The organism is Dactylosporangium sp. NPDC000555 (assembly GCF_040300025.1).
Lineage (GTDB): Bacteria > Actinomycetota > Actinomycetes > Mycobacteriales > Micromonosporaceae > Dactylosporangium.
Genome location: NZ_JBEPDB010000039.1, coordinates 40,964 through 63,150 on the forward strand (window position 1 = coordinate 40,964; position 22,187 = coordinate 63,150).

General features: G+C 68.8%; 19 protein-coding genes. 15 read left to right on the top strand and 4 right to left on the bottom strand.

Features of this window, described 5'->3' with window-relative positions; all coding sequences use genetic code 11:
• Positions 1-35 precede the first annotated feature (35 nt).
• The 4 genes from ABT297_RS23115 to ABT297_RS23130 all read left to right on the top strand — a co-directional run bounded on the left by ABT297_RS23115 (position 36) and on the right by ABT297_RS23130 (position 6,761).
• Positions 36-4,013, top strand: coding sequence for a discoidin domain-containing protein (locus ABT297_RS23115; protein ID WP_350553048.1), 3,978 nt, complete (start codon positions 36-38; stop codon positions 4,011-4,013).
• A 34-nt stretch (positions 4,014-4,047) separates the two neighbouring features.
• Positions 4,048-4,878 (top strand): NAD-dependent epimerase/dehydratase family protein, encoded by an 831-nt coding sequence (locus ABT297_RS23120; protein ID WP_350553050.1) that lies wholly within the window; start codon positions 4,048-4,050, stop codon positions 4,876-4,878.
• Positions 4,879-5,052: 174 nt separating this feature from the next.
• Positions 5,053-5,676 (top strand): ThuA domain-containing protein, encoded by a 624-nt coding sequence (locus tag ABT297_RS23125; protein ID WP_350553052.1) that lies wholly within the window; start codon positions 5,053-5,055, stop codon positions 5,674-5,676.
• The gene (locus ABT297_RS23130; protein ID WP_350553054.1) at positions 5,661-6,761 is read left to right on the top strand and encodes a Gfo/Idh/MocA family protein; all 1,101 of its coding nucleotides are present in this window, start codon (positions 5,661-5,663) and stop codon (positions 6,759-6,761) included. Before ABT297_RS23125 ends, ABT297_RS23130 begins: the two co-directional genes overlap by 16 nt.
• A 40-nt stretch (positions 6,762-6,801) precedes the next feature.
• Here the strand turns inward: ABT297_RS23130 and ABT297_RS23135 are convergent, their stop codons facing one another.
• Positions 6,802-7,647 carry an LLM class F420-dependent oxidoreductase gene (locus tag ABT297_RS23135; protein WP_350553056.1) on the bottom strand — a complete coding sequence of 282 codons (846 nt, stop codon included), beginning with the start codon at positions 7,645-7,647 and terminating at the stop codon, positions 6,802-6,804.
• A 61-nt stretch (positions 7,648-7,708) separates the two neighbouring features.
• Here ABT297_RS23135 and ABT297_RS23140 point away from each other — a divergent pair, with 61 nt between their 5' ends.
• From ABT297_RS23140 to ABT297_RS23165, 6 genes are all read left to right on the top strand, one after another.
• The gene (locus tag ABT297_RS23140) at positions 7,709-8,590 is read left to right on the top strand and encodes a LysR family transcriptional regulator (RefSeq protein WP_350553058.1); all 882 of its coding nucleotides are present in this window, start codon (positions 7,709-7,711) and stop codon (positions 8,588-8,590) included.
• 736 nt (positions 8,591-9,326) lie between these two features.
• On the top strand, positions 9,327-9,857 hold the full coding sequence (locus ABT297_RS23145) for a nuclear transport factor 2-like protein (RefSeq protein WP_350553059.1): 531 nt from the start codon (positions 9,327-9,329) through the stop codon (positions 9,855-9,857).
• A 58-nt stretch (positions 9,858-9,915) separates the two neighbouring features.
• Entirely contained in the window at positions 9,916-10,842 is a 927-nt protein-coding gene (locus tag ABT297_RS23150) for an SDR family NAD(P)-dependent oxidoreductase (RefSeq protein ID WP_350553060.1), read from the top strand.
• Between the two features lie 65 nt (positions 10,843-10,907).
• Complete coding sequence (locus tag ABT297_RS23155) at positions 10,908-11,681, top strand: FadR/GntR family transcriptional regulator (protein WP_350553062.1); 774 nt, start codon at positions 10,908-10,910, stop codon at positions 11,679-11,681.
• 147 nt (positions 11,682-11,828) lie between these two features.
• Positions 11,829-13,430, top strand: coding sequence for an ABC transporter substrate-binding protein (locus ABT297_RS23160; protein WP_350553064.1), 1,602 nt, complete (start codon positions 11,829-11,831; stop codon positions 13,428-13,430).
• A 40-nt stretch (positions 13,431-13,470) separates the two neighbouring features.
• Complete coding sequence (locus ABT297_RS23165) at positions 13,471-14,775, top strand: MFS transporter (protein ID WP_350553102.1); 1,305 nt, start codon at positions 13,471-13,473, stop codon at positions 14,773-14,775.
• Between the two features lie 32 nt (positions 14,776-14,807).
• Here ABT297_RS23165 and ABT297_RS23170 read toward each other — a convergent pair whose 3' ends face one another.
• Entirely contained in the window at positions 14,808-15,512 is a 705-nt protein-coding gene (locus ABT297_RS23170) for an IclR family transcriptional regulator (RefSeq protein WP_350553066.1), read from the bottom strand.
• A 170-nt stretch (positions 15,513-15,682) separates the two neighbouring features.
• Here ABT297_RS23170 and ABT297_RS23175 point away from each other — a divergent pair, with 170 nt between their 5' ends.
• From ABT297_RS23175 to ABT297_RS23195, 5 genes are read left to right on the top strand one after another with little or no spacing between them, the layout of a single operon-like run.
• Positions 15,683-16,630: an ABC transporter permease gene (locus ABT297_RS23175; RefSeq protein WP_350553068.1), complete on the top strand. Its 948-nt coding sequence runs from the start codon at positions 15,683-15,685 to the stop codon at positions 16,628-16,630.
• 17 nt (positions 16,631-16,647) lie between these two features.
• Entirely contained in the window at positions 16,648-17,562 is a 915-nt protein-coding gene (locus ABT297_RS23180) for an ABC transporter permease (protein WP_350553070.1), read from the top strand.
• Positions 17,563-17,594: 32 nt separating this feature from the next.
• On the top strand, positions 17,595-18,674 hold the full coding sequence (locus ABT297_RS23185; RefSeq protein ID WP_350553072.1) for an ABC transporter ATP-binding protein: 1,080 nt from the start codon (positions 17,595-17,597) through the stop codon (positions 18,672-18,674).
• Positions 18,671-19,708 (top strand): ABC transporter ATP-binding protein, encoded by a 1,038-nt coding sequence (locus ABT297_RS23190; RefSeq protein WP_350553074.1) that lies wholly within the window; start codon positions 18,671-18,673, stop codon positions 19,706-19,708. Before ABT297_RS23185 ends, ABT297_RS23190 begins: the two co-directional genes overlap by 4 nt.
• Before the next feature lie 30 nt (positions 19,709-19,738).
• Complete coding sequence (locus ABT297_RS23195) at positions 19,739-20,290, top strand: YciI family protein (RefSeq protein ID WP_350553076.1); 552 nt, start codon at positions 19,739-19,741, stop codon at positions 20,288-20,290.
• Positions 20,291-20,351: 61 nt separating this feature from the next.
• Here ABT297_RS23195 and ABT297_RS23200 read toward each other — a convergent pair whose 3' ends face one another.
• Positions 20,352-20,885, bottom strand: a complete 534-nt coding sequence (locus ABT297_RS23200; RefSeq protein WP_350553078.1) for a cupin domain-containing protein — start codon at positions 20,883-20,885, stop codon at positions 20,352-20,354.
• A gap of 26 nt (positions 20,886-20,911) precedes the next feature.
• Positions 20,912-22,063, bottom strand: coding sequence for an acyl-CoA dehydrogenase family protein (locus ABT297_RS23205; protein WP_350553080.1), 1,152 nt, complete (start codon positions 22,061-22,063; stop codon positions 20,912-20,914).
• Positions 22,064-22,187 lie beyond the last annotated feature (124 nt).

The window sequence follows — 22,187 nt, forward strand, 5'->3', positions numbered from 1 at the left end:
GACACGCTGAGATCGGACGATCCCGGAGGCAACCCGTGACAACCCGCAGGCGTCCCCGAAGCAAGCGATGGTCCCTCATCTGGCCGGTCCTCCTGCTGGCGACCGCCCTCCTCGTGCCCGTCAGCGCCGCGCACGCCGCGGCAGGCCCGGTCATGTACCCGCGAGGCATCGGCGCGGACTTCGGTCCGGACGTGGTCACGCTCGGCGTGCGGGTGCGCGGCGGTGACGACCCGTCGGGGCTGCGCACCGGCGCACTGGACGGCCGGAGCTACTGGCAGACGCAGGTCGCCGCGGGCACGAGCTATGTTGGCGTCACGCCCGACGCGGCCTACGCGGCGAGCGTGGCACAGGCGTCGATCGTCGTCGTGGTCACCTACCACGACACCGGAAGCGGACAGTTGACGCTGCGCACCGCATCCGGCGACACGAAGACGATCGCCGACCTCGCCGGTACGAATGCCTGGCGGCAGGCGGCGGTCGGGCTCGACGGCGCCACGCTCAGCGCCGGAGACACGGGCGAACTGCGCCTCGCCGGGGTCACCGGCGGCGGCCCGTCGGACATCACCGTCGCCCAGGTCCGGATCACCAGGACCGGACCGCAGGCCACCCTCGGCCCCACCGCGACCGACACCGGCCTCAGCCCGAGGGCCGGCGACAACGAGGCGGGCCTCGTCACCGGCACGACCGCCGGCCGCGGCTACTGGCGGACCAACGCCGCCGCTCCACCGCCGGCGACCAACTACCTGTACCTGAACGTCGCCGACAGCTACGCGTACGACACCACCGACATCGTGATGGTCAGCGTGGACTACCTCGACGCGGGTAGCGGCACGCTCTTCCTGCACTACGATTCCCCCGGCGATGAGATCAGCGACAAGTTCAAGCCGTCGGAGGTCGTCACCTACGGGGACAGCCAGACGTGGAAGTCCCATGACTTCGTCCTCGGCGACGCCATCCTGACCAACCGCACCAACGGATCGGACTTCCGCCTCACCCACGACGGCTCCCCGGTCGAGCTCACGGTGGCCGCCGTGCGGGTGACCGTCGTTCCGCGCCGGCTCGACGTCAAGGCCGGCCTGCGTGACCTCGTCGCCTCGGCGAACCTGGCGCTCTACGCGGCGCGCGAGGGGACCCGCGACGGGCAATATCCGCCAGGCTCCAAGCCGGCGCTCGCGACGGCCATCGCACAGGCACAGCGCGTGCTCGACGACGCCTCGGCCACCGAGGCGCAGGTGGCGGCGGCGCTGCGGGCGGTGCAGGACGCCTACCGGGCGTTCCGCGCCTCGGCCGTCGACACCGACCTGGCCCGCCAGGCCACGCTCACCGCCAGCAGCAGCGCCGACGGTTCGAGCCCGCCCGCGGCGAACGACGGTGACACGGCGACCGCGTGGAGCAGCGGGAACGGCGGCAAGGGCGAGTGGCTGCGGGCCGACCTCGGTGCGGCGCGGCCGGTCAACGAGGTGACGGTGCAGTGGGGCAACGCCTACGCGCCCGACTACACCGTCGAGGTCTCCACCGACGGCACCGCCTACGCCATCGCCGGCCGGTCCGGAGCCCCGGGAGGCAACAGCCTGTCGCGGACCCGGTTCGCCACCGCGACCGCACGCTACGTCCGGCTCAAGCTCACCGGCTACGCCCCCGGCCTCACCGGTTTCGACGTGGCCGGCTTCCAGATCCGCGACCAGCGTGCCGTCGAGCCGTCGCCGACGCTGGTCAGGACCAGGTACCCGACCACCGACGCGGTGGTCGCCGACTTCGACGCCACCGCGTACGGCGCCGACCCGACGGGGAAGAAGGACGCGACCGCGGCGCTGCGGGCGGCGTTGTACGACTGCTACGACTCGGGCGGCGGGACCGTCTGGCTGCCCGAGGGCACCTACCGGGTCACCGACACGGTCGAGGTGCCGGCCTTCTGCACGCTGCGCGGCGACCGGCGCGACCCGGACCAGGGCCGCGGCGCCTACGGCACCGTGGTGAGCGCCGATCTCCCCGCCGGCGACAACGGCCCCGTGCTGTTCCGCATCGGCGGGAGCGCCGGCGTCGTGGGCGTCACCACGTACTACCCGCGGCAGAGCGCGACCGCGCCGGTGCCCTACAACTTCACGTTCGAGATCCCGGGCAGCGCCTGGGCCGGCGACGAGAACTACATGATGAGCACGGTCTCCGACGTCACCATGCTCAACTCGTACCGCGGCATCGGCATCAGCACCATGCGCGACGAGCGGGGCCGCCCGCCCGGCAACGGCCAGACCCACGAGTCGGCGACCGTGCGCAACGTCAAGGGCACGGCGCTGCTGGCAGGCGTCGAGGCCTACAACGGCGCCGACGTCGGCACGTGGGAGAACGTCAAGCTGAGCAACGACTACTGGGCCCAGGCACCGGCGGCGTACAACCCGCCGCGGCGGACCGCGCTCGACGCGTGGACCCGCGCGCACGGCACCGGGTTCGTCCTCGGCGACCTGGAGTGGGACCAGTTCTCCGACCTGTCCGCGGCGGACTACCACATCGGCATCCACATCGTGCGGGGGCTGCGGGCCGAGTTCACCGGCATCTTCCAGCGGGTACGGCTGCTGCGCACCGACACCGCCCTGCAGGTCGACCAGTTCGACTCGCGGTGGGGACTGGCGCTGGCCGCGAGCGACCTGGAAGGCAGCCAGGCCGCGGTGGTGAACAACGGGGGCGGCTACGTCAAACTCACCGGCACCAAGCTCGTCGGCGCGGTCCGGGGGACGGTGTACCAGCTCGCCGGGACACCGCCCGCCGACGACGGAGGATCCGCCGTCGCCAAGCCCGAGCGCAACGTCCTCTACGACGTGAGCAAGGCCCCGTACAACACCTTGCGCGGCAACGGCTACGTCCCGGCGCGGGACGCGACGGAGGGCATCCAGCGCGCGCTCGATCGTGCGCGGCGCGACGGTGGTGGCGTGGTCTACCTCCCGGCCGGCTGGTACCGGCTCGAAGGACGTCTCGTCGTGCCGGCCGGCGTCGAGCTGCGCGGTGCGTCCTCGGTGCCGAACCGGGACGAGGACGGGCGCAGCGGAGGTACCGTGCTGATGTCCTACGCCGGGCGCAACACCGCCAACCCGGACACCGATCAGGCCGCGATCACCCTGCGCGGCGAGCGGGCCGGGGTCAGCGGCCTGCGCGCGTTCTACCCGGAGAACAACCCGGCGGCGCCGGGCGGCCTGGTGCCCTACCCCTACGCCATCCGCGGCCAGGGCAGCGGCACCTACGCCGTCAACATCGGCCTGCCGAACGCGTGGAACGCCATCGACATGGCCACGTATCGCAACGACCGCTTCCTGGTCCGGAAGATCAAGGGCACCTTCGTGCGGCACGGCGTCGCTGTCGGCAAGAGCGACGGCGGGCGGATCGAGGGCGTGCTCAGCAACGGCAACACGTTCGTCCGCACCGGCTTTTACCTGCCCAACTGGGTCCTGGGCAAAGACCTCTTCCCGCAGGTGATCGACGGCTATACACGCAAGTACGCGGACCTGATCACCGTCGACGGCGCGAACCGGCTGACCGTCGCGGACGCGTTCGGCTACGGCCTGCACAACGGGCTCATCGTGAACTCCGGCGACGTGCGGGTCTTCAACCTGGGCACCGACAACCTCGGGGCCGACGGCTACACCGTGAAGGTCGCCGGCGGAAACGTCTCCATCGTCAACCTCATGCGCTACAACGGCACCACCGTCGCGGGGCGGGCGCGGCTGTACAACGTGATGGTGATCAACATCGTGGAGCACAACGTCACCGCGTCGGTGTCTCCCGGCGGGGCCGGCACCGTCAGGCTGGAGGGCAACGACACACGGCCCGGCTTCTACGAGCCCGGCGGCCAGGTCACCGCATCGGCCAAGGCCACGTCCGGTCGCCGGTTCGTCAACTGGACCGTGGGCGGCACGGTGGTGTCCACCGCGCGGGAGTACACGTTCACGGTCACCGGCGACCTGGCGCTGACCGCCAACTTCGCACCCCTCGCACCCCTCGCACCCTTCGCACCGGAGAACTGATCATGACGTACACGAAGCGGCTGAGGAGCGTGCCGTGAAGATCCTGGTCACCGGCGCGGGCGGCATGCTGGGGCAGGCCTTGGTCGCGCGGCTGCACGCCGACGGCCACGGTGTCCGTGCCCACGACCGCGCGCCGCTGCGGACGAGCCCCGCCGACGATCTTGTCACCGGCGACCTGCGCGACCCCGCCGGCCTCGACCGGTTGCTCGCCGGCGTTGACGCGGTGGTGCACGCCGCCGCCATTCCCGGCCCCTTGCACGAGGACGTCTTCGACAACAACGTCGGCTCGACGTATCACCTCCTGGACGCCGCGGGCGAGCTCGGCGTCGGCCGGATCGTCTACGTGTCCAGCCTGTCCGCCGTCGGGCTGGCGTGGTCGGGGCGCGGCGCGACACCGCTGCGGCTGCCGCTGCCCGAGGACCACCCGTACGTCGGCGACGACCCGTACGGGCTGTCGAAACACGTCGGTGAGCTCGTCGCCGCGACGGTCAGCCGGCGCCACGGCATCCCCGCCGTGAGCCTGCGCTTCCCGTTCATCGGCACCGGCGAGCGGCTGCGGCACCACCTCGCGCACGTCCAGGCCGACCCCGGCGGCGACCGGGGCGCCCTGTGGAGCTGGATCGACACCCGTGACGCCGTCGGCGCGGTCGTCGCCGCCCTGACCCGGCCGGTCGACGGCCACGCCGTCGTCACCGTCACCGCCCCGGACACCACCGCACTGCTGCCGACGGCGGAGCTGATCAGCAAGCACCATCCCACATCCCTCGTCACCGAACCGCTGGAAGGCTTCGCCGTGCCGGTCTCCACCCACCTGAGCCGCGATCTGCTGGACTTCACCCCGGCCCACGCCTGGCGGACGGCATGAGCGGTCCGGAGCGGAGTGGAGGGGCCGCTCATCATGGGCGCAGGTTCAGCTCATGCCGCTGCCGGAGCGAAGCGGAGGTGGCGGCGTGAGCGGTCCGGAGCGGAGTGGAGGGGCCGCTCATCATGGGCGCAGGTTCAGCTCATGCCGCTGCCGGAGCGAAGCGGAGGTGACGGCATGAGTCCCATCAGCGTGGTCGTTGTCCGGGGCGGCTGGGAGGGGCATCGGCCCGTCGAGGTCACCGACCGCTACGTCACCCGGCTGCGCGACGGGGGCGCCGAGGTCGTCACGTCGGAGACCCTCGACGTCTACCTCGACGAGGACCTGCTGCGCCGCGCCGACCTGATCGTGCAGTGCTGGACGATGGGCACGATCACGCGCGAGCAGCTGGCCGGCCTGTCCGCCGCCGTGCGGGCGGGCACCGGCTTCGCCGGTTGGCACGGCGGCATGATCGACGCGTTCCGCAGCACCCCCGACTACCAGCGCATGACCGGCGGCCAGTTCGTGCACCACCCGCCGGACTTCATCACCTACGAGGTGCGGCCAATGTCAGATCACCCCGTCGTCGCGGGCATCGGCCCGTTCACCGTCCACACCGAGCAGTACCGGGTGCACGTCGACCCGTCGATCGAGGTCCACGCGGTCACCGATGTCGACGGCGTCGCCATGCCGGTCGTGTGGACCACCCGGTGGGGCGCCGGCAACGTGTTCGTCACCACCGTCGGTCACCGCCTCGAGGACCTCGAGGTCCCCGAGCACGACGAGATCATCACGCGGGGGCTGGCATGGGCGACGCGCTGAACGTCGGCATCATCGGCGCGGGCAAGATCAGCACCGCCTACGCCACCACGCTCGTCCGGCTGCCCGACATCACCGTGACCCGCGTCGCCGACCTCGACGCCGGCCGCGCGGACGCCCTGGCGGCGGAGCTTCCCGGTGCCCTGGCGGTAGCGCCCGACGAGCTGCTCGCCGACGACAAGGTCGACGTGGTGCTGAACCTCACCGTGCCGCAGGCCCACGCCGCCGTGGCGCTCGCCGCGATCGCCTCGGGCAAGCACGTCTACGGCGAGAAGCCCCTGGCCGCCAGCACCACCGAGGCGCGCGGCGTTCTCGACGCCGCCGCCCGCGCGGGCGTCGTCGTCGGCTGCGCACCCGACACGGTCCTCGGCACCGGCCTGCAGACGGCCCGGGCGAGCCTGTCGGCCGGCGACATCGGCACCCCGGTCGCGGCGACCGCGTTCATGGTCACCCCCGGCCACGAGCGCTGGCACCCGTCGCCGGAGTTCTACTACCAGCCCGGCGGCGGCCCGCTGTTCGACATGGGGCCGTACTACCTGACGGCGCTGGTGACACTGCTCGGCCCGGTCCGCCGGGTCACCGGCATGTCCGCCACCCCGCGCGCGACACGTGAGATCGGTGCCGGCCCGCGCGCCGGCACCGTCTTCCCGGTGGACGTGGCCACCCACGTGAGCGGCATCCTCGAGCACACCGGCGGCGCCCTGACGACGCTCATGATGAGCTTCGACATCTGGGACGCCCAGCTGCCCAGGATCGAGGTGTACGGCAGCGCGGGTTCGCTGTCGGTTCCCGACCCGAACCACTTCGCCGGTCCGGTGCGGCTGTTCACCGCCACGACCGGGGAGCGGATCGACGTCCCCGAACGCGCCGGCTACCGCGACGCGGCCCGCGGCTACGGCGTCGCGGACCTGGCCCGGTCCCTGCGCGACGGCACACCGCCGCGCGCGTCGGGCGACCTGGCCTTCCACGTGCTCGACGTCATGGAACGGATCCTGGAGGCCGCGGAGACCGGCACGGCGGTCGAGGTCACCAGCCGGTGCACGGTCCCCGCCCCGGTCCCGTTCGGCGCCCGGCCCGACCGCGAGTAGCCCGGGCGGGGCTACGACAGCGTTTGTGTCGTTGGTCCCGTCAGCGCAGCGCGCGGTCGAAGTCGGTGCGGGAGCGCTCCAGAAAGCGCTCGACGTCGTCGGGGTCCTCGATCGGCAGCGGGTAGAAGACGAGGTGGTCGACGCCCAGTTCGCGGTACCGGATGATCTGCTCTTGCGATGTCGGTCGCAGCTGCATCCAGGTGATCTCCAGCGGGGCGGCCGGGCCGCGCTCGTGCTCCCGGGCGGCCCGGGCCAGGCCGGTCAGGTGGCGTTCGAGGTCCTCGGGGGTGTCGCCGTTGCCGAACCAGCCGTCGCCGCGGGTGACGGCGCGGCGGAACGCGGCGGGGCTGTGGCCGCCGATGACAACGGGGATGGGGTGTGCGGGGCGGGGGTGGGCGTCGACGTCGGCAAAGGCGGTGTAACGGCCCCGGAAAACGGGGGCGGGGTCGTACCACAGCGACCGCATGGCGTCGATGTACTCGTCGGTCCGCTCGCCGCGGCCCCGCATCGGCACCCCGACGGCGGTCATCTCCGGCGCCAGATACCCGGCGCCGACGCCGAGGCGCAGCCGGCCGCCGCTGAGCACGTCAAGGCTCGCCACCTGCTTGGCCAGCACCACCGGGTTGCGCTGCGGCAGGATGACGATCGCGGTGCCCAGGGCGATCTCGCTGGTCGCGGCGGCCACGAACGCCAGGTGTACCAGCGGGTCGAGGACCGGATCGGTCGGCGCCATCGGCGAGTCGGGCGTGCGCGGGCTGGGTAGCACCACATGCTCACCCGCCCACCAGCTGCGGTAGCCGAGCTCCTCCGCCCGCCGGGCGAGCCGCACCGTTACGTCCGGCCCGATGGTGGCCTTCGCGTTGAGTCCCGTGACGCCGATTTCCACGTGGCTATGGTCGCGCCGCGCCGGCGGCGCCGTCCAAGACCCATTCCTATAACCTTCGGTTATGGATGCGCACGTGCGGGATCTGCGGTACTTCGCGGCCGTCGCCGAGGAGCTGAGCTTCACCCGGGCGGCGCGGCGGCTGCACATTTCGCAGCCGGCGCTGAGTAAGCAGATCGCGCAGCTGGAGGCGGCGCTGCGGGCGCGGCTGTTCGACCGCAGCCGCCGGGCGATCGCCATCACCCCGGCCGGCGCCGCGCTGCTGCCACACGCCCGGGCGGTGCTGGAGGAGTGGGACCGGGGCCGGCGCGCGGTGGCGGCGGCGGTGTCCACATCGGACAGCGCGCTGAGGGTCGGCTTCCAGACCAGCATCGGCCGCGGGCTGATCCCGGCGGTGACCCGGCGCCTCGCCCGCGAGCTGCCGGGCTGGCGGCTGGCGTTCCGGCAGATCCCGTGGACCGACCCGAGCGCCGGCCTCGCCGCCGCGGAGGTTGACGTGGCGGTGGCCTGGTTGCCGGTACCGGCGGACGGCACCCTGTCGTGGCGGGTGGTCACGGTCGAGGAGCGGTGGGTCGCGCTGCCGCTCGGGCACCGCCTGGCCCGCCGCCGGCGGGTGCCGTTCGCCGAGCTGGCCGGCGAGCCGTTCGTGGCGCTGCCGGCGTCGGCCGGGCCGTTGCGGGAGTTCTGGCTGGCCGAGGAGCACCGCTCGGCGCCGGCGCGGGTAGCGGTGACCGCCGAGACGGCGGACGAGACGTTCGAGGCGGTCGCGTCGGGGCACGGGGTGGCACTGCTGGCCGCCGGCAACGCCGAGATCTACCAGCGCGACGACGTCGTCTTCCGCCCGGTGTCGGGGCTGTCGCCGAGCCGCCTCGCGGTGGTGTGGCGCACCGGCGACGACCGCGAGGCCGTCCGCCTGTTCGCCGAGGCGTGCTGCCGGTGCCTGTGACAGCGCCGGCAGCGGTACCTCTCTCATCGAGGTCCTGGACGCGCTCGAAGCCGCCGAGTCCGAGCTGAGCGCGAGCGAGGACCCGTTCGGCTTTCTCGCCGACTACGTACGCCTCGTCATCAGCCCAGGTCGGTAAGCACGGGGACGGCGGCCGGTCCCGTCAGCCGTGCGCCACGGGCGGTCGCCACACCGCTCGCGCGGGCTGGCCTCTCGCTGCTTGACGTGGCTGGCCGGGTGGTGGCGACCAGGTGTGTACGAGTCGGCGGGGTAGGCATCGCTGGTTGCATGCGGCCGCGCAACCTGAGCCATGCGCGGCCCCCGCGCGAGCCGCGATCGAACCCTTCGAGTCAAATCAGCAAAACATCTGTTGTTTTAACGCCGCCGCCGAGATGGCGCCTTCGCGGGCCTCCAGCCGGGATCGGCGGAGGTGTCGGTCGCGCGCCGAAGTCTCACATGTTGCCTGGTGAGAGCCAACTGAACGGGGAGGGCGTGGGTGACAAGCCGGGGTGCACATCGCCACCTAGCTGCCTCCGTATACCAAGTCGCCAAACACCTGATGTTGTCTTGACCGACTCATGATCGGCGGGCTAGCCTGACATCAGATTGAAGCCGGGCAAGATCCCCATCAGCGCGGTGCCGACGCCATTTCGGCCGTCATGCCGCTGCCGTGGGCCTGAACGACTGGACCCAGGGATCTCGCCTGAACTCGGATGGTCCTCACCAGACGGAGTCACTGATGACGACGAAGAGCCAGCTGCCGATCGACCCGTTGAAGTCGCTGCTCGGAATCGAGCGGAAGCGGAAGGAAATCACGAACCCCAAGCACCTGAACATGCTGGATGTCCTCGAAGAGCACATCCGTGCAGAGCTCGAGGGCGACCTCGAGCGCATCATGCGGACGCTTGTTCCCGAGCCCGAGTATCACTTCTGGGGCAGCACCCCTCAGGAACACTTCGTGGGGAATGCCGCAACCCGCGACTTCTACACCAAGATTTTCGAGTCCGGCTCAAACCAGCTCGAACGGACCTACGACCGGTTCATCATCGACGACTACGGCATTTTCGGCGATGGCCTGATCAAGGTGGTGGTCCGCGGAGCCCTGCTCGAGCGCCTCGCCAAGAACCACCCGGGCCAGAGCATCGATGTGCATGGGGCCTATGTGACCGTCCGGCATTCCGCGGTCATCATCCCCTTCAGCTCCGATGGCCTCATGAAGGGCGAGGACATCTACGGAGACGAGCGCGTCGAGCTCATCAAGGTCGAGTAGCCGGCACCGGGCCCCTGACGATACACACGTAGCGTATTGGCGCATTGGAGGACACCTAGTGGACGAATTGCGGTACGACGGCCGCGTCATCGTGGTGACCGGCGGAGGACGTGGGCTCGGCCGTGAGCACGCGTTGCTGCTTGGTGCGCGGGGGGCGACGGTCGTGGTGAACGATCCTGGCGTCGAGCTCGACGGAAACGGCCGCTCCCAACACCCCGCAATGGCCGTCGCGGCCGAGATCAACGATGCGGGCGGCCGAGCTGTGGCCGACACCAATGACATTTCCACGCCGGAAGGCGGCGCCGCCCTCGTCGCGGATGCGCTGAGTCAATTTGGCAGCATCCACGGCCTCGTTCACAACGCCGGCGCGGGCTGGTCCCTCGACACCGTCCTCGGGATCCACCTGAAGGGCGCGTTCCACGTGCTCGAGCCGTTGTGGCCGGTAATGTGCGATCAGCGGTATGGCCGGGTCGTCCTGACCTCCTCGAGCGCTGGATTGTTCGGCTACAGCGTGGAGCCCGACGTGCCCGTCAGCAGCCTCGCCTACGGGGCGGCGAAAATGGGCCTCGCCGGCATGATGCACAACCTTGCGAATATCGGCCGCCACCATAACATCCTGGTGAACGCGATCGCACCCGTCGCGTACACCAGAATGACCGAGACAATGCTGGACGCCGACTTCCAGAAGTGGCTGCGCGAAGAGTTCCCGCCCGGCTTGGTGTCGCCCGTCGTCGCCTGGCTGCTGCACGAGAAGGCGCAGACGACCCACGAGATCTTCGCGGTCGGCGGCGGGCGTGTCGCGCGTATCTTCGTCGCCGAGACGCGTGGGCTCAACCAACGAGGGCGGTTGACCGTGGAAGATGTGGCCGAGCACATGCCCGCTATCACGGCTGCCGAGGACTTCCGGATCTTCGACAGCGCACGCGACGAGCTGGATTTCTATGCCGAGATGCTTGGCGTAGACTGGAAGGTCAGTGCTGAGTGAGTAGGAACGCGTCCGTCGGAGGAACTGGTGAAACACTGCGGTGAGACCCTGCGGGCGCGTGCGGCATGAACCGCGACGAAGGTAGTCGACAGACACCGGCGGCAATCTCGCGATTGGCGCCTCGTCGGATCCTGCCCGCCTACCAGCAGGTGGCGCACCAGCTTCGAGAACACATCATCAGCGGGCGCCTCGCACCGGGTAACCAGCTTCCCATCGAGCCTGAAATCGCGGAGCTCTTCGGAGTGAGCCGCAGCACGATAAGGGAGGCGCTGCGCCAGCTCTCCTCCGAAGGACTCGTACGGACGACGCGGGGGGTCCGCGGGGGGACCTTCGTCGCCTATCCGTCGTTCGACAGCATCAGCGCCCATCTGGAGACCGGGATCGGTCTTCTTACGGGTGCTGAGGAAATCAGCATAGCGAGCCTGCTCGAGGCTCGTATCCTCCTCGAGGTGCCTGCGGCCGGCTTCTCGGCCGTCCGCAGGAGCGAGGAAGCCCTCAAGCTGATTCACGAGACCGCTGTTTTCAGTGACAATCTCGATGTCGCGCACCGTCTGGAAATGAACCGCGGCTTTCACGCCCGGGTGCTTTCAGCCACCGGGAACGAGCTGCTCGAGATCGTCGCTATCCCGATTTTCCAAGTGATGACAGCCCGGCTCGACCGTGAGGATGTGCCAGCGACGTTCTGGCGCCAGGTCGAGGCGGACCACCTTGCAATTTACAACGCGATCGCCGCAGGCGACGCGGGCGCGGCAGAGTCTCATATGCGTGCGCACCTCGAACGGATCCGGCCTACGTACATGGAGATCGATCGAGGCGCCAAGGACGGCTCAGGATGTTGAGGTAACACAGCCGCTACAGTTCGGCTGGAATACGTCCTTCTCATTCGTACGTCTGAGCGGCACTTTGTGTCGCTTCAGCGGGCTGCCCGCATGTGCCGATTTCGCCCAGCATGCCGTCATTAGCTCACCGTCGAGAAGGGGCGGACTATGCGCATATTCAGCGAGCGGGTGAAGATACAGCGAACTTCGTTGCTCGCAAGCGTTCTTGTTGTTGCACTGGCGTCGGCGGGTTGCGTTTCCGCGAACTCGCCGAACGGTGCCTCGTCCAGCGCGGAAGCCGACGCGGGTCCGCCCCAGTACGGCGGCGTCTTCCGCTACGCGTCGGTGGGCACGCAGGCGAAGTACGACCCGATCAAGCGAACGGTCATGGACCCTTCGATGAACGCGATCTACGACACCCTGATGCGTTATGACGACAAAGGCATTCCGGCGCCGTACCTGGCCGAAGCGCTCTCGTCGTCCGACGCCAAGACCTGGACGTTGAAGCTTCGTCCCGATGTCAAGTTCCACGATGGCACCAAACTTGACGCGGATGCCGTGGTCTTCAACATCAAACGCCACCAGGATCCGGCCAACGCCTCGGCGGCAGCTTCATATGTCCGCGACATCGAGTCCGCGGTCGTCAACGACCCACTGACCGTGCTGTTCACGCTGAAGATGCCCATCGCATCGTTCCCGAGCACGCTGACAACCGCGGTGGGCGCGATCGCCTCTCCTGCCGCTGTTGCCGCGGCCGGCGCGGATTATGGACGCAAGAGTGCTGTCGGGGTCGGTGCCTTCCGGTTCGCGGAGTGGCAGCCGGACCAGCGACTGGTTCTCAAGCGCAATGCAGATTACTGGCAGAAGGGCCTGCCGTATCTGGACGAGTTCCAAGAGCTGCCCATGAGCGACACCGAAACTCGGCGAGCCGCATTCACTGGAGGCCAACTCGAAGCGGCGTGGCTCGGCGAGCCGCTCGAGATCAACTGGGCCGCTTCGAATCCCGAGATCGCGCGGCTCCACTCGCCGAAGGGTGGAGTGGGTGGCGTTGGCGTGGGCTTTCAGACGAACAGGGCGCCGTTCGACGACCTGCGTCTGCGTAAGGCGGTCGCGATGGCGATCGACTACAACGCGCTGAATCAGACCCAGTTCCAGGGGAAGATGCCCGCGATGATGGGTCCATTCATCGAAGGATCCTTCTGGTATACCGGCACCACCAAGTGGCCGGAGTTCAACGCGGAGGGCGCCCGGGCGCTGGTCAACGAGTACAAGGCGGAGCATGGTGGCCAGCTTTCGTTCACCCTGAGCTGTCATTCGGCGGCGCAGGCGCGACGACTCGCCGAAACCCTGCAGAGCCTCTTCACGCAGGTGGGGATGACGGTGACGCTCGACACGCCGGACGTCGGCAAGTTCGTCAACCAGGTATTTGCCGGCGACTATCAGATCGCCTGCTGGACGAGGAGCGGGTCAGAACCTGACGTGGCCTACTACCCTGCGTTCACCTGCAACGGGCCGAAGACTCAGAACGTGTTCAGCTACTGCAGCGAGGCCGCGGACAAGGCATTGCTGGACGCTCGGTCGACCTTGAACCTCGAAGAGCGTAAGGCCGGCTACGCCAGGTTTGAAGCGGAGCTTGCGAAGGACCTCCCGATGTTGTGGAACTGGGGAGTCGTCTTCTCGGTGATTACCAAGCCGAAGGCTCATGGCTTCAAGGCCGACCTCGGGAACCCCGTCGACTATCAGCCGGCGTACCTGTGGCTCGAGAAGTAGGCGAGTTCGGCCGGGCGCGTCCGACCGACGGCTGACCGCGATGGGAAGCGCTGAGGCGTCCGGTGACGGGCGGCCGGGCGACCGGCCGCCTCCGATCCGATCGCTGTTGCCCAGCCGCGGGCGGCTGCGAAGCCTGCGACACCCGCCGTTCCTCGGGTTCTGGTTGAGCTTCTGTGTGACGCAACTCGGCTTCTGGATGGCCTCTGTCTCGTTGCAGTGGCTTACCGCGCGAATCGCTCACAACGCCTCTCTGGAACTGGGGTTACTGTACTTCTTCAACCTGATCCCGCTGTTCCTCATCGCACCCTGGGCGGGTGTGGTGGCCGACCGGTATCGGCGGGCGAAGGTGGTGGCGTACAGCCAGGCCGCGATCAGCGTGCTGTGTGCGGTTCTGGCCGGCTACCTCGCGGTCTCCGGTGGCGTGGTGCGGTTGCCGTTGATCTACGGCTTCGCCTTCGTCCTCGGAACCCTCCTGGCGATCGGTGCGCCGTCGGCTCAGGCGATCGTGGCGGGTGCGGTGCCGCCGGCTGATCTGGCGAGTGCGGTCGGCTTGCAGTCGGCGAGCCTGAACGTCGCCAGAGTGGTCGGCCCCGTCCTGGCCACCCCACTTCTCGTGGTGTGGGGTGCCGCTCCGGTGTTCGCGGTGTACGCCGCGACCAGTCTGATCGCCGCCACGATCATCCGGCGGCTTCGGTTGGCCCCGCAGCCGTTGCTCAAGGGTGGTGAACGGACGTGGCGCAGCATCCGGCAGGGACTGGCACATGTGCGGGAACGACCGCCCGCGCTCCAAGTGCTGGTCATGGTCGCGGTGACGTCCATGTTCGGGACGACCTACGTCGCGCAGCTGCCCGTGTTCGCCTACGACGTGCTCGGCGGGGGAGACACGGAGTTCACGCTGCTGGTCGGCGCAACCGGATTGGGCGCGGTCGTTGGAGCTCTGGCGGCGAGTTCCGGAAAGACCGTTCCCCGGGTGCGGCAGGTCGCGGTCCAGATGGTCGTCACCTCGGTCGCGGTGGCCGCGATGGCGATCACGACCAGTTTCGTGCTGCTGCTCGCCTTGGCGGTACTCGCGGCCGCGTTGAATTTTTCGATCATGACAAGGCTGAACGTGATTCTTCAGTCGACAGTTGCGGAGGGGAGCCGGGGACGGGTGATGAGCCTGTACGTCGTGGCCTGGGGCGGTCTGGTTCCCGTTGGCGCGCTGCTGCTGGGATTCGTCGCCGGCATCCTCGGGCTGACCGGTGGGCTGGTGGTGTTCGCGCTGACGCTGACCGCGTTCGGCGTGGCGATGCTGCTGCGGCGCCGGACGTCCGGTGCCGCGTTCGGGACGGAGCAGACCCGATGATGCCGACCCGCCAGCGCCGGCCCGTTGGCGTGTCAGCCGCCGGAGACGCTCTCGGCGGCGGCGCGCGCGAGCTTCCCGAACTGGCTCACCCGGCGAGCGGAGATCCGGAAGTCGGGCGTGAGGATGACCAGGACGGCGCTCGGCGTTCCCGAAGCGTCGAGCACGGCGGCGCCGATGCTGGTGACGTCCTGGGCGCTGTGGACCGCATACCCGCGACGTCGTGCGGCGGCGATCAGCTCGGCATCGAGCTCGTCGGCGGGCGCGACGACGGCGGCGCTCGTCGCCCCGGCGGGAAGCGCGGCGAACCAGGCGGCGGCGCTCGCCCCGTGCGGGGGCATGACGTCGCCGATGCGGGCCATGCTCGCGACCGTCGCCGCGCTGCCGGCGACGTCGACGGCGACGAGCCTGCCGCCCTGCGCCGCGACCAGGAGCACGGTCTCGCCGGTGCTGTCACTGAGCGATCGGACAGCCCCGCGCGCCCGCTCGATCGTCTGGGTGAGCGCGGCCGAACGCGCGATCTCGAGGATTTTGCCGCCCAGCAGCCAGCGGGTCGGCCGATCGGCGGTTGGTTGCAGCCAGCCGGCCTCGTGCAGCGTCACCGCGATGCGGTGCACGCCGCTCTTGTCGAGCCCCGTCTCACGCGCGAGCTCGCTGACGCCGACCGGCGCGAGGGCGGCGACAGCTTCGAAGACCTGGCACGCGTTCTGCACCGCCTGGATCCGCTTGACGCTCGACATCCGTGTCCCTTCCTCGTGGGCGAAAACGCCCTTGACCTCGCTAGACACCGTCGTTACACTCAACCAACTGTATCACTCAGTGACACGCTCCATCTTACTGTGAAACACGATAGATGGAGGATCTCGCAGACGCCTCGGGCGCGTAGACCCCAGACGCGGAGGAGTGCTCAATGCGTTCCCGATTGACGAAACTTGCCACGGCGCTCATCACGCTGCTCATCGTTTCGCTCGCGGTGTATTCGTTGCAGGAGCTGCTTCCGGGCGACCCCGCCGTGGCGATCCTGGGCGAGCAGGCGACACCCGAGACGATCGCCGCGGTGCGCGCGGACCTGGCGCTGGACGATCCCTTCCTGGTCCGATACGCGAACTGGCTCGGCGATGCGCTCCGCTTCGACCTGGGGCAGTCCTACCGGACCGGAGCCCCGGTGGTCGAAGAGATCGTCAACAGGCTGCCGATCACCCTGGAGCTGCTGATCCTGGCTCAGCTCGTCGCGCTCGCGCTGGCGATCCCGCTCGGCACGTTCGCCGCGTACCGGGCCCGGAGCCGCTTCGACCGGCTCACCACCGGTGCCGCGTTCGGCCTCGTGTCGGTCCCGGAGTTCGTGCTGGGTGTGCTGCTCATCTACTACCTGGCGCTCGGCCTCGGCCTGGTCCCGCCGACCGGCTGGGTTCCCCTCACCGAGTCGCCGATCCAGAACCTGAGCCACGCGCTGTTGCCGGCCCTGACGATGGCGCTTCCGGTGATGGCCGTGTATCAACGTCTGCTGCGCAGCGACATGACCGCGACGCTGCAGGAGGACTTCATCACCATGGCCCAGTCGAAGGGCCTGTCCACCCCGTACATCCTGTTCCGCCACGCACTGCGGCCGTCGTCGTTCTCGCTCCTCACGCTGGCCGGAATGAACACCGGCCGGCTGATCGGCGGATCGGTCATCGTGGAGGTGCTGTTCGCGGCGCCGGGTATCGGCCAACTGATGGTCCAGTCGATCGTCCAGCGGGACTTCATCATGTTGCAGGGAACGGTCATCTTCGTCGCGGCGGCTTACATCTTGATCAACTCTCTCGTTGATCTGGCCTATGGATTCATCGACCCGCGAGTCCGGTATCAGGGCGCATGAACGAGGGAGCCTCCACAATGACCACCCAGCCCGACGTCTCCAACGTTCCCGCGCCAGGCTCCGCCGAGCCCAAGGCCAAGGAGAACGCCGGCAGTGGCACCCGGCGGGCCCGTCGGCGCGGTTTCGGCGCGCTCTTCTGGTGCAGCGCGGCCTGGCTCGGACTCGTCGTGCTCGGCGCGATTTTCGCGCCGCTGCTGCCGATCGCGGATCCCGTGGCCCAGGACTACCGGTCGGTCGCGGTGGCCCCCGGCAGCCCGGGCCACCCCTTGGGCACGGATGGGCTCGGCCGGGATCTCCTGGCCAGGGCGGTGTTCGGCGCTCGGATCTCGCTGATCATCACGCTCGGCGCGGTGACGATCGGTCTGGTCGTCGGCGGGACGCTCGGCATGCTCGCGGGCTACTTCCGCGGCACCGCGGAGCGGGTGATCGTGGCGGCCACCGACGCCATGATGGCCGTTCCCGCCCTCGTACTCCTGCTGGCGCTGATGGCGACGCTCGGCTCCAGCGTGCAGAACCTGATCGTGGGTCTCGGACTCCTCGGGGTCCCGGCGTTCGTGCGTCTCACGCGGGCGAACACGCTTGTCTACACCAAGCGCGAGTTCATCGTGGCGGCCCGGTCGCTGGGCGCGTCCAACCGGCGGATTCTGGTGCGGGAAATCGTGCCGAACATCCTGCCGGCGGTCGGAGCATACGCGTTCCTGGTGGTCGGGATCCTCATCATCGCCGAGGGTTCGCTGAGTTTCCTCGGGGTCGGCGTCCCACCACCCGCGGCGAGCTGGGGCATGATGATCGCCGAGGGCCGCGATTCGCTGAGGCAGGCGCCGTGGGTCTCGTTCATCCCGAGTGCGTTCATGTTCCTCACGGTGCTGTCGTTCAATCTCATCGGTGATCGGCTCCGCGAGGAGAGTGACGTGCGGGAGACCACGATATGACCACGACTGCGCACATCGGTGGGCGTCGCCCGGTGGAGACCGACGCCGACCCGATACTGGTGATCGACGACTGGAAGACCTGGTTCAGCACGGATTCCGGGGCGGTCCGCGCCGTGGACGGCGTGTCGCTTCGCCTGCAGGCAGGCAGAACGCTCGGCCTGGTCGGCGAGTCCGGATCCGGCAAGACGGTGTTGTCACGCTCGATCCTCGGGCTGTTGCCCGCGCGCAACCGGCTGAATCCGGGTGGCTCGATCTTCTTCGACGAGGTCAGCATCGGCAACCTGCCCAAGCGGAAGATGCGGGACTACTGGGGCAAGGACCTGGCGATGGTCTTCCAGAACCCGATGACCTCGCTCAACCCGGTCGTTACGATCGGCCGGCAGCTCACCGAAGTGCTCAAACTCCATCTGCGGATGAGCCGCTCCGCGGCCCGGGAGCGATCTGTGGAGCTGCTGCGCAGCGTCGGCATCCCCGAGCCGGCTCGGCGCCTCCACGACTACCCGCATCAGCTCTCCGGCGGGATGCGGCAACGGGTCACGATCGCGATCGCGTTGGCGGCCAATCCACGGCTGCTCCTGGCCGACGAGCCGACGACGGCGCTGGATGTCACGGTGCAGGCGCAGATCCTCGACCTCCTGGACAGCCAGCAGGAGGAGCGTCGAATGACGATGATCCTCGTTACGCACGATCTGGGGGTAGTCGCGGGCCGGACCGATCAGATAGCCGTGATGTACGGCGGAAAGATCGTGGAGATCGCGCCGACCAGGGAGCTGTTCCACAACACGCGCATGCCCTATACGCAGGCGTTGATGCTCAGCGTGCCGAGCCTGACCTCCCCGAGCCATTCGCGTCTGTTCACCATCCCCGGCCGGCCACCCGTGCTCACCAACCCGGGTCCGGGCTGCCGGTTCAGTCCCCGGTGCCCGTACGCACAGGAACGCTGCCTGGTGGAGGAACCGCCGCTGGTCGCGGCCGAGCGACCCGATCACGAGTACGCGTGCTGGTATCCGGTCGGCACCAGTCAGGGAGCCGAAGCGCTGGAACGGAACTTTTCCAACGGGGTGACGGCGAGTGGCACCAGCATGTCGTCGATGTCGAAGTTGGAGGCATGATGGCTGGGACGGGCAAGGCGCATCTGCAGGACCAGGACGTTCTGCTGCGCGTCGAGGATCTGGTCGTTGAATACGGCGCGGGCCGCGGGAAGAAGGTCCACGCGGTCTCCGGGATCTCCTTCGATATCGCCCGCGGCGAAACCGTGGGTTTCGTCGGCGAGTCTGGTTGCGGGAAGTCCACGACCGGGCGTGCCGTGCTGCAACTCCCGGCACCGACGTCCGGATCGGTGATCATGAATGGCGTCGACCTCACGACGCTGCCGAAGCAGGCGATGCGCCAGGCGCGGACGCACATGCAGATGATATTCCAGGACCCGCTGTCGGCGCTCAACCCGCGCCGGCGGGTGCGGGACATCGTGCGCGAGCCGCTGTCCATCTGGAGGCGCGGCGAGCGGAATTCGGACGAGCGGGTCGCCGAGCTCCTCGAGCAGGTCGGCCTCGATCCGGCGGTGGTCGGCGGCCGGCGGCCGCATGAGTTCTCCGGCGGGCAGTGCCAGCGCATTGCGATCGCGCGGGCGTTGATTCTGGAGCCGAGCCTGCTGGTGTGCGACGAGCCGGTCTCCGCTCTCGACGTATCGGTGCAGGCGCAGATCCTCAATCTGCTCGAGGACCTGAAGCAGAAGCATCAACTGAGCATGATGTTCATCGCGCACGATGTGGCCGTCGTCAAGAGCATCAGCGACCGGGTCGCCGTGATGTATCTCGGCAAGCTATGCGAGATCGCCCCAGCGGACGCGATCACCACGCGAGCGGCCCATCCGTACACCAAGACACTTCTGGATGCCGTGCCGGTCGCGGACCCGGATGTCGTCGCGCGGCGCAGCCAGACCGCGCTCGCCGAGGCACCGTCGCCCATCGCGCCGCCGAGCGGTTGCCGGTTCCGGACGAGGTGTCCACAGGCTCAGGCGCGGTGCGCGGAGGAGGAACCCGTCTTCCGGAAGGTCGCCGACCGGCATTTCGTCGCGTGCCACTATCCGAACGTGCCGGTGCCGGACACGTCGGCCGCCACCGAGAACGGTGAGGGATCAGGTTGAGGTTCCCCCCGGGCCGGTCAAGACTGTGGCATGGAGTTCTTGTGCTACCACCGTGACCGGCCCGGCTCGGTGGCGCTGCGTGAGGAGTTGCTGGAGGAGCACTGGTCCTACATGGACCGGTACGCGACGGAGATGATCGCCCGCGGCCCGACCCTCGCCGACGACGGTGACACGCCCACCGGCAGCGTGCACATCCTTGATCTGCCCGATCCCGCCGCCGCCCGCGCGTTCGCCTTCGACGAGCCCAACTACCAGGCCGGTGTGTATCGCGATGTGCTGCTGCGCCGGTGGCGCAACATGTTGGGACGCACCATGTGGGAGTTCCCCGGCGGCCGGGCCGGTGGCAACCGGTACCTGGTGCTCGGCCTCGGCACAGGGCAGGCCGCCGGCCTCGCCGTGCCACCCGACTCGGACGAGCTGATCGCGTACGGGCCGCTGCTGTCCGACAATGGCGCTACCTTACTGGGAACCGCGGCGCTGGTGCGGGCGCCGGACCCGGACGCCGCACGCGCCATCCTGCCCCTCGATCGGTACGCCGACATCGAGGTACACAACTGGCGGTTCGGCGGACGCCCGTCATGACCCTGGCCAGTGACAGCGGACAGCCCCAAGGGGCATCGCTGTCACTGGCCGGAGTTCCGTGCTATTCCGGTGTGCTCACCAGCACGGCGGACATGACACAAGGCTCTGAACCCCGGTTGTGCCATGCGTGCCAGGTGCCACGTTGGACGACACAGTCGCCAGGTCCGACCCGGACCTCGCCATCCTCGAGCTCAAGGACCAGCTCCCCGCTGATGATGACGACGAAGTCGATCGTGTCGGTCCGGTGAAACCCGGGTCGGTTGCGGTCGTGCTGCCCGGTGCCGGACATGAGCGGGGCGCGCTCGCGCATTTCGGCCTGGAACGCCGGCCAGTCCATGTCTTTCAACGCGCTCGCGGGGGGAAGCACGATGACCTTCCACGTGATGCCGCCCCGAGGAGGCTCCAGGGACATCGTGTTGGGGGCGTGGTCACCGCCCTCGGCGGCGGAGCTGACGTCGTCCGTGATCCAGACGTCCGTCCAGGCGTATCCTGTGCCTCCGCCCGGTGCGACAACGTTCGGCGGAATGCCGTCCTGGACAACGATCGACGCACCTGCTTCGTTGACGCCCGTAACTACTCGCCGGACCCCTTGCATCGACAGTGTTCCTTTCAGTCAGAGATTCACTGCTCGCGTGATTCCAAACCGCGGGCGATAACCATTCGCAGGATGTCGTTCGTGCCCTCGCCGATCGCCATCAGTGGAGCGTCCCGGTAGAGCCGCTCGACCTCGTACTCCGTGGAGTAGCCGTAGGCTCCATGAATTCGCATGGACTCGAGGGCGGACCGAAGCGCCACCTCCGACGCGAACATCTTCGCCATCCCGGTCTCGGTGTCGGCTCGTTCGCCGCGGTCCAGCCGGTCCGCGGCCCACCAGGTCAGGAGCCGGGCGGCCTGCGTCTCCGTCGCCAGGTCCGCGAGCTTGAGCTGGATCGCCTGGAATGATCCGATCGGCTTACCGAATGCGTGTCGTTGCCTGGCGTAGGCGCGGGCGGCGTCAAGTGCCGCCTGCGCGACCCCGACGCTGCGCGCGGCCACGTTGATGCGGCCGATTTCGAGCGCGGACAGGACCTGCTGCAGCCCGTGCCCTTCCTTCCCGCCCAGGAGGCGGTCCGCTGGGACCCGGGCCTCGTCAAGCACCAGCTCGCAGGTCTCGGGTCCCTTGTAGCCGAGCTTTCCGAGGTCCCGCACGACCTCAAATCCGGGCGTGTCCCCGTCGATCAGCAGCACGCTCATCCCCCGATGCCGAGGGTTCGCCTCGGGGTCGGTCTTGACGAGCACGGGTAGTGGGTCCGCGTGCCGCGCATTGGTGATCCACGATTTACGTCCCGTGACGATGTAGTCGTCGCCGTCCTTGCGGGCCCGCGTGGTGATCCCCTGGAGGTCGGATCCGGCATCCGGTTCGGTGAGTCCGATTCCGGTTCGACGTTCTCCCGTGGCAAGCGCGGGCAGGTATCGATGCTTCTGCTCATCGGTCCCGAACATCGACACCAGGCGGCATCCCACCGAGTGACTGCCGAGGATGCCGGCGATCCCCATCCAGCCTCGTGCGATCTCTTCGAACACCACGGCCAGCGAGACGGAGTCCAGGCCGAGCCCGCCGAACTGGGTGGGAACCGTCATGCCGAACAGCCCCATGTCCTTCATCGTGTCGACGATGTCGTCCGGGTAGCTGCCGGCCTGTTCCATGTCCCGAGCCACCGGACGAATGTCGCGTTCCACGAAGCGTCGTACATTCTCACGGAACTGATTCTGCTCATCGTTCAGCTCAAACATCACTGCCCTCGGGATTTCCGCCGATAACGGCCCGGTGACCGGGACCGGATGGACTGGTGGTCAGGGGCCTGTCGCGAACGTCGGACCTGGCCCGCGGCCGGCCTCTCCGCCAGAGGTGTGTCGT

What these genes read in the sequence shown, in the direction of transcription:
- ABT297_RS23125 (WP_350553052.1), top strand. Translation starts at nt 5,053, where the DNA reads ATGAGTCCCATCAGCGTGGTCGTTGTCCGGGGCGGCTGGGAGGGGCAT.
- ABT297_RS23130 (WP_350553054.1), top strand. Translation starts at nt 5,661, where the DNA reads ATGGGCGACGCGCTGAACGTCGGCATCATCGGCGCGGGCAAGATCAGC.
- ABT297_RS23140 (WP_350553058.1), top strand. Translation starts at nt 7,709, where the DNA reads ATGGATGCGCACGTGCGGGATCTGCGGTACTTCGCGGCCGTCGCCGAG.
- ABT297_RS23145 (WP_350553059.1), top strand. Translation starts at nt 9,327, where the DNA reads ATGACGACGAAGAGCCAGCTGCCGATCGACCCGTTGAAGTCGCTGCTC.
- ABT297_RS23155 (WP_350553062.1), top strand. Translation starts at nt 10,908, where the DNA reads ATGAACCGCGACGAAGGTAGTCGACAGACACCGGCGGCAATCTCGCGA.
- ABT297_RS23160 (WP_350553064.1), top strand. Translation starts at nt 11,829, where the DNA reads ATGCGCATATTCAGCGAGCGGGTGAAGATACAGCGAACTTCGTTGCTC.
- ABT297_RS23165 (WP_350553102.1), top strand. Translation starts at nt 13,471, where the DNA reads ATGGGAAGCGCTGAGGCGTCCGGTGACGGGCGGCCGGGCGACCGGCCG.
- ABT297_RS23170 (WP_350553066.1), bottom strand. Translation starts at nt 15,512, where the DNA reads ATGTCGAGCGTCAAGCGGATCCAGGCGGTGCAGAACGCGTGCCAGGTC.
- ABT297_RS23175 (WP_350553068.1), top strand. Translation starts at nt 15,683, where the DNA reads ATGCGTTCCCGATTGACGAAACTTGCCACGGCGCTCATCACGCTGCTC.
- ABT297_RS23180 (WP_350553070.1), top strand. Translation starts at nt 16,648, where the DNA reads ATGACCACCCAGCCCGACGTCTCCAACGTTCCCGCGCCAGGCTCCGCC.
- ABT297_RS23190 (WP_350553074.1), top strand. Translation starts at nt 18,671, where the DNA reads ATGATGGCTGGGACGGGCAAGGCGCATCTGCAGGACCAGGACGTTCTG.
- ABT297_RS23195 (WP_350553076.1), top strand. Translation starts at nt 19,739, where the DNA reads ATGGAGTTCTTGTGCTACCACCGTGACCGGCCCGGCTCGGTGGCGCTG.
- ABT297_RS23200 (WP_350553078.1), bottom strand. Translation starts at nt 20,885, where the DNA reads ATGCAAGGGGTCCGGCGAGTAGTTACGGGCGTCAACGAAGCAGGTGCG.
- ABT297_RS23205 (WP_350553080.1), bottom strand. Translation starts at nt 22,063, where the DNA reads ATGTTTGAGCTGAACGATGAGCAGAATCAGTTCCGTGAGAATGTACGA.